General features: G+C 64.3%; 9 protein-coding genes and 1 other RNA gene. 6 read left to right on the top strand and 4 right to left on the bottom strand.

Annotated features, from left to right (window positions below):
• Positions 1–20: 20 nt before the first annotated feature.
• A complete protein-coding gene (locus GAU_RS20080) occupies positions 21–1,427 on the bottom strand; it encodes a GWxTD domain-containing protein (RefSeq protein WP_052574153.1) in 1,407 nt (468 codons plus the stop codon).
• 131 nt (positions 1,428–1,558) lie between these two features.
• Between GAU_RS20080 and GAU_RS00040 the strand changes: the two genes are divergently transcribed.
• The 4 genes from GAU_RS00040 (at position 1,559) to GAU_RS00025 (ending at position 5,712) form a co-directional block, all read left to right on the top strand.
• Positions 1,559–2,542, top strand: coding sequence for a serine/threonine-protein kinase (locus tag GAU_RS00040; RefSeq protein WP_169307542.1), 984 nt, complete (start codon positions 1,559–1,561; stop codon positions 2,540–2,542).
• Positions 2,543–2,611: 69 nt separating this feature from the next.
• Entirely contained in the window at positions 2,612–3,199 is a 588-nt protein-coding gene (gene pyrE / locus GAU_RS00035; RefSeq protein ID WP_012681497.1) for an orotate phosphoribosyltransferase, read from the top strand.
• A 72-nt stretch (positions 3,200–3,271) separates the two neighbouring features.
• Positions 3,272–4,987 (top strand): methyl-accepting chemotaxis protein, encoded by a 1,716-nt coding sequence (locus GAU_RS00030; RefSeq protein WP_012681496.1) that lies wholly within the window; start codon positions 3,272–3,274, stop codon positions 4,985–4,987.
• A gap of 179 nt (positions 4,988–5,166) precedes the next feature.
• Positions 5,167–5,712: a DUF421 domain-containing protein gene (locus GAU_RS00025; protein WP_052574151.1), complete on the top strand. Its 546-nt coding sequence runs from the start codon at positions 5,167–5,169 to the stop codon at positions 5,710–5,712.
• Between the two features lie 107 nt (positions 5,713–5,819).
• On the opposite strand, the gene GAU_RS00020 is transcribed toward GAU_RS00025, so the two are convergent.
• On the bottom strand, positions 5,820–6,722 hold the full coding sequence (locus GAU_RS00020) for a helix-turn-helix domain-containing protein (RefSeq protein WP_041265087.1): 903 nt from the start codon (positions 6,720–6,722) through the stop codon (positions 5,820–5,822).
• A 164-nt stretch (positions 6,723–6,886) separates the two neighbouring features.
• Between GAU_RS00020 and rnpB the strand changes: the two genes are divergently transcribed.
• Both rnpB and GAU_RS22080 read left to right on the top strand, forming a co-directional pair.
• An RNA gene (rnpB, locus tag GAU_RS21585) (RNase P RNA component class A) lies at positions 6,887–7,304 on the top strand.
• A gap of 62 nt (positions 7,305–7,366) precedes the next feature.
• Positions 7,367–8,356, top strand: coding sequence for a hypothetical protein (locus GAU_RS22080; RefSeq protein ID WP_156798825.1), 990 nt, complete (start codon positions 7,367–7,369; stop codon positions 8,354–8,356).
• A gap of 55 nt (positions 8,357–8,411) precedes the next feature.
• On the opposite strand, the gene dnaN is transcribed toward GAU_RS22080, so the two are convergent.
• Both dnaN and dnaA read right to left on the bottom strand, forming a co-directional pair.
• Positions 8,412–9,524 carry a DNA polymerase III subunit beta gene (gene dnaN, locus GAU_RS00010; RefSeq protein WP_012681492.1) on the bottom strand — a complete coding sequence of 371 codons (1,113 nt, stop codon included), beginning with the start codon at positions 9,522–9,524 and terminating at the stop codon, positions 8,412–8,414.
• A 233-nt stretch (positions 9,525–9,757) separates the two neighbouring features.
• A complete protein-coding gene (dnaA, locus tag GAU_RS00005; RefSeq protein WP_012681491.1) occupies positions 9,758–11,176 on the bottom strand; it encodes a chromosomal replication initiator protein DnaA in 1,419 nt (472 codons plus the stop codon).
• Positions 11,177–11,276 lie beyond the last annotated feature (100 nt).

Genomic DNA, 11,276 nt, shown 5'->3' with positions numbered 1-11,276 from the left:
CACCCACCAGCATCAGGCGATTACTGCTCGCGCTGTGCCATCTTGCGACGAATCGCGTTGTCGAGATCTGCGCGACTCTGCGCGCCGAGACGCCAGCGGCCGAAGCCGGTCTGGTCGACGAAGAGGAGCTGCACGCGCAGCTCACGATATTCCCAGATCTGCTGGCGGACGCGCGCATTTGGATCGATGAGGCCGGTGTCCACGATGTTGTCGGGATCGCCGAGCGCCACGAAGGCGATGCCACGATCCGACTGCCAGCCGACTTGCGCATCATCCCTGAAGCGCGTGTTGGCGGTGCGAATCCGTCCAAAGTAATCCCGGAGCCCCTCGTGTTCAGCCGTGGCGGGCACGGGATCGGTTTCGCGGAGGAACGTGGCCCACACTTCGGCCCGCTGGAGGGGCGCGGCGTCACGAAGCGGCTTGAGGCGATCCGCCGTGGTGAAATACCGCAGGTACGACAGCATCTCTTCGAAATTGGCGATGGGCAGATCGTCGCCCAGCGTCACGAGTACGCGGGTGCGGACGGTGTCTGGCGTACCCGGAATGGCCATCTGCACCGTGTTCAGGCCCACACTCATCCGGGTGACCGGGATGGTGATGGTGGTGCTGCGGGCATTGCCACGCGGCTGCAGCTCGATGCTGTTGGTCCAACTGACCAGGTCACCCTCTCCCACGACCCGGACATCGACACGAGCGGGCGCGTTGGCGCCAACGGCGTCGATGTAGATCGGCAGGACCGAGTCCTGGCCGAAGATCACCGTCGATCGGGGACGGGCAAGCAGCCGTGGCAGAGAGTCCGCGCTTTGCCGTGGAATGGCCTCGTACACGGCAACCGGGGACGCCAACGCCCCGATCCGCATGGGGGGCACGTCGAGCGTGACGTCTTCCGCGGCGTTGCGCAGGCCTCCTTCGTCCCGGATGGCCACGCTCATGGAATACCGCCCCGGCGCCACCCGGATGAACTGCTGCCAGATGATGCTCTCGTCGGTGCGGGCCGTTTCGCGGAACGTGGGCACCCGCACCGTTTCATTGGCCTCGATGGTGCGCACCACGGTGGGGCCGCGGCGCAATTCCACCCGGGCGACGTATCCGGCGACGTAGCGCTCTCCTTCCCGACCGAAACCGAGTGCGCGCGAGGGCAGAGACAGCGACAACAGCACCAGTGTGCTGTCCGGCGTCGGCGAGGGCAGGAATGACACGGAGGCCACAAACGGCAGCGTGGCCGCACCGGCCACAAGCCCCATGTTGCGGTACAGCCGCTGCATGTCACCGGTGGTGGCAGGCGCGCCGGCTGCTCCCGGAAGGCCTGGCGCTCCACCCGGTGCAGCAGCACCCACTGGCGCGGCCCCGCCGGGATCACCGGTCGGACGTGGTTTGGCGCAGGCATTCACCACCAGCAGTGCCAACGCCATCGCCGATGTCGTCACGCGTGCTGTTACCGATCGGCGCACCGATCGACGTGAAGTGGAGTGAGCAAGCACTGAGCACATGTTGCGGACCGGTATCATCATCAGAAATTCAACTTGCTGCTATCGGAGGTCGGCGTTACGTTCGCCCCGTGGCTATCGAGACGCTAGTCGGGACGACATTGGCCGGTTATACGGTGCGCGGGAAAGTGGGTGAGGGTGGAACCTCCACCGTTTTCCGCGCGGAACATGCGCAGCATGGCACCGTGGCCCTGAAGGTGCTGCGTGAAAAACTGCAGCATGACAAGACGGCGGTTGCGCGTTTCCTGCGTGAAGCGCAGTTCGGCGCACGAGTGGAACACCCCAACATCGTGCGGACCCTAGACTACGGGCAGTCCGACGCCGATCGCTACTACCTGGCGATCGAGTGGGCTGCGGGCGAGATCCTCGACAAGTACGCCGAGAAGGCGGGCCCACTGCCGGCCCCCGAAGTCGCCGGCGTCCTGTCCCAGATCTGCAGCGCCGTGCAAGCCGCGCACGATGTCAACATCGTCCATCGCGATCTCAAGCCCGAGAATGTGATGTACGACCCGGCCACCAAGCAGGTGAAGCTGCTCGATTTTGGCATCGCTGCCGATACCGATGCCGCTCCCGACCAGCGACTGACCCGCGCCGGGTTCTTCGTGGGCACGCTCATGTACGTGGCCCCCGAAGCGCTGTCCGGCGAACTCGTCGGACCTGCCGCCGACCAGTACTCGCTGGCCACCATCGCCTACTACCTGCTCTCCGGTACACTGCCCTATACCGGAAAGTCCCCGCGTGAGCTGTTCTCCCAGCTACTCACGCAGCCGCCCGTGGCGTTGAACAAGGCACGCCCCAACCTCACTTTTCCGGCAGCGATCGAGTCGGTGGTGATGAAGGCGTTGTCCAAGCAGCCTGCCGACCGCTATCCATCGGTGAAAGCTTTTGCCGATGCCTTCACGCAGGCCGCACTCAACCCGTCGGCCCCGGTCGCGCAATCAACACGCCAGGCGGCAACCCCTGCGGTGTCACCGGCCTCTGCCCCAGCCGCCGAGCCCAGCGAGGACAAGTCCGGACTGCTCGGCAAGGTGCGAGGGCTGTTCCGCCGCGGGTAATCGCCTGGCACCGCCGTCGCGCCCACTCCCGTGGGTGCGATCGATGCTCCCGAACCCGCTCTGTGTCCCGTGACTGACTCTACGCTGTCGCAACTCGTCGCCCTGCTCGCCGATCGATCGGCCAAGCGGGGCGATTTTGTGCTGGCCTCCGGCCGCCGCTCTTCGCTCTATATCGATTGCCGCCTGACGGCGATGAGCCCGGAAGGGCAACTGCTGATCGGGCGGGCCGGTCTGGCCAATCTTCGTGAATCCGGCTGGTCCGTGGATTCGGTTGGCGGCCTGACGCTGGGTGCCGATCCGATCGCCTATGCCATCGCCCACGCCAGCGCGCTCTCGCATGAGCGTGGAGACGGGGCACTCGTTCGGGCGTTTACGGTTCGCAAAGAGGCCAAGCAACACGGCACCGGGAAGCTCATCGAAGGTCCCTTCCGCTCCGGCGACCGCGTCGTGGTGGTGGAAGACGTGATCACCACCGGCGGCTCAGCGCTCAAAGCCGTGGATGCCATCCGCGCGGCTGGCGGCGAAGTCCTGGGGATTCTGGCGCTGGTCGACCGCGAAGAAGGTGGACGCGAGGCGCTCCAGAACGCGGGCCTCACGGTGCGCGCACTGGCCACAGCCTCCCAGTTGCTGCCCCTGCTCCCCCCATTGCCGGCCTGAGCCGGAACAAGGCCGGAACCCGACCAGCCCTTCGCGGCGAGACCCCGGCCCCACTCGTGCGTCTGTGGAGATATGCTCTCGCATGTCCCCAACGACCCACTTTCGCTGCTGATGCTCTCGTCGGCCTCGTCCGGTCCGTCCAGCCATGGACCGGACCGCGACGGGCGGGACGACCTCGACCGCGGCGCTCCGCATAGCCGTTTGCTGTTCGACGAAGAACGGGCCAAAGACATGGCCACGTTCGCAGTCGCCGCACGCCGTCGATTCTGGAGCATCATCGTGGTGGCCGGGGTGCTGCTCACCGGCCTGCGGCTGGGACTCGCCCACGAGTCGCTGACCGTCGTGCTGACCATGTTCTGTGGTGCGATCGGATTCAACTGGCTTCTGTCATATGTCGGCAAATCGCATCAATTGTATCGTTGGTGGCTCAAATATGTTTTTGCAGTGTTCGATACACTGCTGATTAGTTCGGTGATCTACATGTTTGGCCAGCCGGTGTTCGTACTGGCGTATGTGCTGGCCATCGTGCCCTACTCGTTCGATCGGGGCCCCACGGTGGGCTATGTGGCCACGGGGGCTTCCGTGGCCGGATTTCTGGCGGCCAGCGCGGGATTCGCGCATGCGCGGCCTGAGGATGCGGCGCCCTGGCCCCAGGTTCTGCTGGCGGCCGTGCTGTTGCTGGTGGTGGCGCAGCAGGTGATCCCGATGCCCTCACGCATCATCCGGCGTATTCGGCGCACGCGAGAGCGTATGGCGCAGGTGGAGCGCGGTGATCTGACGGCGCGGGCTGATGCCCGTCATGCGGACGAACTGGGTTTTCTCGAGCATTCATTCAATCGCATGCTCGATGAACTCGCGCTGCTGATCGAAACCGTGCAACGGGAAGCGGAAGAGCTGGCGACCATCGTGACCGAGGTCTCCAGTGCATCCGATGCGCTGCAGCGCCGTTCGCAGGAGGTGGCCGCTGGGTCAGAGGCGCTGAACGACGAGTTGCGTCAGCAGCGGGAACGCGCCGCCACCGGTGTCCGCACGGGTCAGGATGCCCGGCAGACGGCAGAAACCACACGACGGACAGCCGAGGCCACGGCGAGCGATGCCCACGCCCTCGACGACGCGGCGATCACCAGTCGGGAGGCGATCGAACGGGCGGCGCAGGCGCTCCTGAACGTGGGTCGCGAAGTGGGCGACGCCGCGAGGCAGGTGCGTGCGCTGGCCCCGGCCTCGGAGCAGGTCGGCAATTTTGTCGAGACCGTGTCTCGCATCGCGCGGCAGACCAATCTGCTCGCCCTGAACGCGGCCATCGAGGCGTCGCGGGCGGGCGAGGACGGGTTGGGGTTTGCCGTGGTCGCGGATGAGATCCGTGCGTTGGCCGTGGAAAGCGCTCAAGCGGCCAAGCGCATCGCCAGTACGGTGCAGCGAGTTCGTGGTGACATCGCGGTGGCGGTGACGGCGATGGATACGACCGCACAGGAAGTGGAAGGCGCTGGTACCATCGCGCGCGATGCCACGCGGGCCCTGGCCTCCATGGTGGACGGCATCACCCGTATTGCCCGACAGAGCGATGAAGTCTCGACGCTCGCCCACACGCAGGCCCGTCTCAGCGCCGGCGCCGCTTCCGCGTTCGAATCGCTCGACGGGTCCGCACAACGTGCGGCCACGAGTGCACGCTCGGCGGTGGATGCATCGGCCGCGCAGCGTGTCGGCAATGACGCCCTTTCTCGCAGCGCGCAGCATCTGGCCGATGCCACCGCACGTCTGCGTGCCGTAGCGCGGCGACACGCGGCCTGAGCGCGTGCTGCACGCGCTGCATGACAGCGCGCATCAGTAGCGCGCGTCAATGCGCATCACATCGTGTGATTCATGTGATGTCAATCACGCTGTGTCGTGCTTGGCATGATGGGTCTGGTATGGTGCAACCGTTGCAGTGATCTCTCGGAAGTGTTTCCACTCACACCGCGAGAGTGCTCATGATCACCACGGCCATGCAAGCTGCCACAGCCACGGACTGGCGTGCGATGTTCACGCCGAGCGTGAGTTGGTTGGAGTTATTCCTCCATGCGACGCTCATGTACCTGACGGTGGTGGTGGTACTGCGTCTGTTGCGCCGTCCCAAAGGCACGCTGACTGGTGCGGACTTTCTGGCGGTCGTGCTGATTGCCGATGCCGTGAAAGGTGCGCTGGCATCGGATTTTGGTGCGCTCACCGGCGGCGCCGTGATGGTCGGGGTGGTGTATCTCTGGGAGTACAGTCTCGATGCGTTGTCCTACCAGTCACCGCGTCTGAGGCAGCTCCTGAATGGCGGACCATTGATGTTGGTCCGTGATGGCAGGCTGCTGCGTCAGAATCTGCGTCGGGTGATGTTGTCGCGTGCTGAACTGCAGACGCAGTTGCGTGAGTTGGGGATCGAGCACCTGCGGGACGTTCGGCAGGCATACCTCGACGCCGACGGACGCATCAATGCGTTCATGCGTGCCGATGTGGAGCACATGCAGCGGTCGCGCATTGTGGAGTGAGTTGGCACACAGCTACCCACGTGGTGACATCTGGGCAACGTGCGTGCAACACAGGTGATGCACAGTGATCCGTAGCCGATTCGGCGACTTGTCCGCACGCGGCAGTATCAGCCGGCGTGCGGCAGGGCGAGGGAGACCGGTGTGTCCTGCCGAGTGAGCCATGGCGGTGGGGAATCGATCGGATCGAACGTCTGCAGCGCGTGGCGATGAGGGATGATCACGCGGTCGCACATGTCCTGCAGCATGGATTCGCCGGTATAGCGGCGCCGGAATGTGGCGGCGCCGCAGTCGAGCATGCCTTGCACATGGCGGGAGAAACTCTGCGGCGAGGAGTACTCGAGCAACAGCGCGACCTGTGTGATGGAGTAGCCGGGATTTTCGAGCAAAGCGGCCGCGCGTACGAGCCGGGCGAGTGCCAGGTACTTCTTGGGTGCTGGTAGGCCGTTGCGGAAGAAGCGACTCATGAATGTTGTGGGCATCACCCCGAGCATGCGCGCGAGCTGGCGCACTGTCGTGAGTGTGGTGGGCACCGTGAACAACGCATCGAAAAACGCGAGACATGAGGGGCGCGCGGCGGTGAGTTCCTGTCGCATGCGTTGCATGGCGACCGCTTCGATGCTGCCGGGAATCTCGCGGGCCACAAATTGGCGAAGGTCCCGCCACCCTGCGGGGTCACGGGCATCGACCAGGGTACGCACCCCTTGATGGCCAAGGGAGAGCAGTGCTTGTGTGGTGCGCGCTTCGTTGGCGGTGAGCAGTGCCACGGCGGGCACTCGGGGAAATTCGCGAACGAGCCGAGCCATGTGGGGCGCATGTTGTTGCTGATAGCGGGCCACGGAGACGATGATGGCTGACACGGGTCGAGAGCGCAGATCGACCAGCACCTGTTCGAGATCTTCGCGGTGCATGGTGGTGTAGCAACCCTGCCCGGCCGCATCGACGCGTGATCGTTCGGCGGGTGTGAGAAAGGTGAGAACCGCTTTGGATGATGGACCGCCGAGGCTGCTCATGGCTCCCTCGATGTCTGACGCGAAGTGCTCACCTCGTGTGAGCACTGTGCTGGCGAGGCACTGAGGCGATGCTAGGGTCTTTCGTCAGCCTGTCGTCATTCTTTTGCGTTGGTGTGGTGCTAGGCGTTGTGTTGGTGGCGTGCGATATATTGCGGGGTACGGATGTCACCGGCCGGATGGTCGCGAAACAGGGGAACGAGCCTTCATGGCCACGCCCGTGTTCCGAGGAAAGTCCGGGCTCCATAGGGCAGATCGCCAGGTAACGCCTGGGCGCATACGGCGTGAGCTGCATGCGACGGACAGTGCAACAGAAAGCAAACCGCCGTCTTCGCGAGAAGGCGGTAAGGGTGAAAGGGTGGGGTAAGAGCCCACCGCGCGTCCGGCAACGGGCGTGGCTCGGTAAACCCCGGTCGGAGCAAGGCCAAATAGGCGGTGAGAGACGGCCCGTCTCGACAGGATGCTTTCGGGCATCGAGCCGCGGGTAGGCTGCTGGAGCGTGTTGGTGACGACACGCCGAGAGGAATGACCATCCGGTGCACCTCGGTGTACCGACAGAACCCGGCTTACAGGCCGGTGACATCCGTGCTTTTTCCGTGCGTTTCCTGTTTCCCTTCCTGTGCGCTGATGCGCTTGCACAGAACTCCGTGACCACACGCGCTCGTGTTTCCCGTGTGGTGCACGCGGTGGTCACCCATCGCTGGACGGCGTGTACCGGTCTGATCGGGCTCGCGATGGCGGCAGCTTGTGGAGGGCCTGCGCTGACGCCGTCGCCAGCGCCAACACCGACGCCACTCCCGGATGCGCCGGCACCACCGGTGCGGGTGGTGGCGCGAGTGTCACTTCCCTCGCGCATCGCCGGCACCTGGCAGGTGAATACGGTGGCACGTATCACCGCGACCGAAACCCGTCCGGCAGACAGCCGACCGTCGGTCACGGTGCGCACGGATCCCCGAGGAGAATCCCGCGGGGATCTTCGTGCCGAGCAGCGCATCGAGTCGCGAGCACTTGTCTCGTGGAGCATGGACCGGACACCCATCGGCGCGTTGCGGGCCACGGGTCAGGTGGACTCCTTCACCGTGCGTTCGACGCTCGACAATCCAGAATCCCCGACTCGGCCGGCCTTTGCCTTGTTGCTGCTGGATGCGATGCTCGACAGCGTCAGCGCGCGGGTGGTGACTCGACCGCTGCTGGCCAACGAGTGTGATCGGCCGGAACTTGGTGCGGTGGCTTTGGCGAAGGATCTGCTCATTCGCATACCCGATGGCGTGGCCGTCGGTGATCGCTGGCGCGACAGCACGGTGTCGCTGGTCTGCCGTACAGGTGTACCGATCACGGTACACACGTCCACCCAATATCAGCTTGAACGCCTCGACGACAATCGTGCCATCGTCGTTCGGACATCGGCGGCGACGCTCGAGGGGAAGGGCGGATCGGCGTTTCGTGCACTCGAACTCAGTGGCACATCGACCGGCACACAGCGAGCTGATGTGCGACGCGCCACCGGCGTGCTCGAAAAACTCGAAGGCACCAGCACGCTCACGCTGCAGGTGAGCGAACGCTCTCCTGCAGGGGTGCCACGGGTACAGCAGGTGGTGCAACGCATCGAGCTCAAAGCCGAACGGGTCGCCCGCTAGGACGACCCGTCGTGTATTCGCTGTGTGTTCTGCCCTGCGTCCAGCGCAGTCGATCTCAATCCATCAGGCGCAGCGGCATCACCAGGCAGAGATACTTGGCCGGGTCATCCCAGCCTTCGGGCTCGATGGTGGCCGCACGTTCCGGTGCCTTGAACGTCAGGCGCACCTGCTCGGTGGGCATGAAACGCAGGATCTCGAGCAGATAGGTGGCGTTGAAGCCGATATCGAGCTGATCACCCGTGTAATTGATCGGCAGTTCATCGCTGGCTTCGCCCAGATCCGGTGTGGTCACGCTGAATTTCAGCATGCCCGAATTGAACGACATCTTGATCCGGTGCGTCTGATCGGACGCAATGACACTCATGCGCTTGAGCGCGCTGGTGAGTGCCGCCTTGTCGGCCAACGCGTACCGATCGTTGTCCTTCGGGATCACTTGCTCGTAGTTGGGATACGGCCCTTCGACGAGGCGGGTGAAGACGGAAGTGAACGGCGAACGGAAGCCCAGGTGGTTATCGCCGCGTGCGATCTCCAGCTCCTCTTCTGCCGGGAAAAGACGGCGGATCTGCTCCAGGGCCTTGGGGGGCACGATCAAATCGCCTGGCGGGGCACTGCTGGCCTCTACAGGCAGTTCCATCTTGGCCAGCCGGTGACCATTGGTGGCCACCATGCGCATCCGCTCTTCCCGCAGCTCCCACAGCACGCCGTTGAGAATCGGACGGGACTCCTCGTTGCTCACCGCGAAGGCGGTGTGCGAGATGAGCTTCTGCAACTCGCCGGACTTCACGCGCCAGGAGTCGTTGAACCGGACGCTGGGGAAGGTCGGGAATTCGTCGCGCGGCAATCCGAGCAGCTTGAACTTGGAGCGACCGCATTCGAGCGTGACGCGCTGCTCACCACTGGCCGAGATCTTCACGGGCGACGGCGGCAACTCGCGCGCAATCTCGCCGAGCTTCTTGGCCGGAATGGTGATGGCACCGGGCGTCTCGACATCCGCGCTGACTTCGGTGCTGACCGCGATATCGAGGTCGGTCGCAGAGAAGCGAATGCCACGGTCGGTCGTTTCGACCAGCAGGTTGGCCAGGACGGGCAAGGTGGTCTTGGCCGGCACGGCAGCAGTTACGGCCTGAAGGCCTTCCTGCAGCTTCTCACGCGAGATCGTGAACTTCATGCCCGTTCGGGTTTCCGTTCGTGTGGATTGGCTGCTGTTATTCAGTCTTTAGATATAAAAACCGTAGTAGCAGCAGAGGATGTGGACTTGTGTACAAACGCCGCAAGCTACGTTCTGTAGGGCATTTGCGCCATGTCTGGTGATGTGGGTTGGCTGTGGGGAGTGCGGTTCTCTCCACCGCTGCGCACATCGAGCGGGGTCGCTGGTGTGGGGAAGTGTGGACGGGTGGGGATTCAGGACCCCAATTGTCCAGTTGTCCTCAGGCTTTCCAACATGCCCCGAATCTTGAGCACCCGCTCGGTAAATGCCGGGTCGCCGTTCATTTCGTCGGCCACTCTGTCGAGCGAATGGATCACGGTGGAGTGGTCGCGACCCCCAAACGCGTTGCCGATTTCCACCAACTGCAGCGCCAGCAACTCTCGGCAGAGATACATCGCAATCTGCCGCGGCACGGTGAGCTGCTTGGTGCGGGTCTTCGAGCGCAGGCCGTCGGGGGTCACGCCCCATTCACGGGCCACGACCTGCTGGATGGTGGCCACCGTGATCGTGGTCGGTGGGACGTCCGGGAAGTCCGAGGAGCTGCCCGCGCGTAGCTTGTCGCGCAGGGCTTCGCGCGCCAGGTCGACGGAAATGTCGCGGTGTTTGAGCGAGGCGTAGGCCAGCAGCTTGATGATCGACCCTTCGAGTTCGCGCACGGAGGACTTCACGTGCTGGGCAATGAACTCGATGACCTCATCGGGAATGGTGAGCTCGAGGTGGTCGAGGCTCGCCTTCTTCTTGAGGATGGCGATGCGGTGTTCGAGGTCCGGGGAATCGATGTTGGCGACCATCCCCCATTCGAAGCGGGAGACGAGGCGGGATTCGAGTCCCGGGATCTCCTTGGGCGGCCGATCGGAGGTGAGGACGATCTGTCGACCGGCCTCATAGATGGCGTTGAAGGTATGGAAGAATTCTTCCTGTGTGGATTCCTTTCCCTTCAGGAACTGCACATCGTCGACCAGGAGCAGGTCGATTTCGCGGAACCGGCGTCGGAAATCGCCCATGGCGCCGGCCTGGATGGCGCCGATGAATTCGTTGGTGAACTGCTCGGTGCCGACGTAGGCGAGGCGCAGCGTGGGGGTACGGCGGAGCAGCTCATGGGCGATGCCTTGCATGAGGTGCGTTTTGCCGAGTCCGGTTTCGCCGTAGATGAAGAGCGGATTGTAGACCTTACCCGGGGCTTGCGCGGCCGCTTGGGCGGCGGCGGCGGCAACGTCGTTCGATTTGCCGATGACAAATTGGTCGAACGTGTACCGGGGGTTCAGTGGCGTTGAAATGCGCGGCTGCTGTACAATTGGTGCCGTGCTAACAGCCACTGGAGGCGGCGCGACGAACATGTCCATCTGCACCCGTCCAAGGCGCTCCTGGTGCACCTTGAAGCGGATCTTGATGGGATGGCCGAGTGCGACCGGGGCGAATGTGGCGAGCAGGTCCGCGTGTTTGGACTCGTTCCAGTCGGCGGTAAACTGATCGGACGCGCCCACGAGCAGCGTATTGTCGTCGAGGCCGATGGCTTCCGTGGGCTCGAGCCAGGCGCGATAGGCCTGCTCAGGGAGCACCTGGCGCGCGCGTTGGCGCAGGCGATCCCAGATTTCCGCAGGCGAAAGCGACATGGCAGCGAGGAGAGTGCGCGGTGGAGGCGACCAGTCCGGTCGGCGGCGGTGTGCCGCGCGGACGGAGGGGGGGCGAAGGTACCGGGGGCGGTGTGGATAA

It is taken from the genome of Gemmatimonas aurantiaca T-27, from assembly GCF_000010305.1.
Lineage (GTDB): Bacteria > Gemmatimonadota > Gemmatimonadetes > Gemmatimonadales > Gemmatimonadaceae > Gemmatimonas > Gemmatimonas aurantiaca.
Note: the sequence above shows the minus strand (reverse complement) of the source record. Positions and strands in the feature narration are given on the sequence as shown.

Excerpts from the sequence above, each read along its gene's own strand:
- GAU_RS00020 (WP_041265087.1), bottom strand. The coding sequence starts at position 6,722 with ATGAGCAGCCTCGGCGGTCCATCATCCAAAGCGGTTCTCACCTTTCTC.
- dnaA (WP_012681491.1), bottom strand. The coding sequence starts at position 11,176 with ATGTCGCTTTCGCCTGCGGAAATCTGGGATCGCCTGCGCCAACGCGCG.
- dnaN (WP_012681492.1), bottom strand. The coding sequence starts at position 9,524 with ATGAAGTTCACGATCTCGCGTGAGAAGCTGCAGGAAGGCCTTCAGGCC.
- GAU_RS00030 (WP_012681496.1), top strand. The coding sequence starts at position 3,272 with ATGCTCTCGCATGTCCCCAACGACCCACTTTCGCTGCTGATGCTCTCG.
- GAU_RS00025 (WP_052574151.1), top strand. The coding sequence starts at position 5,167 with ATGATCACCACGGCCATGCAAGCTGCCACAGCCACGGACTGGCGTGCG.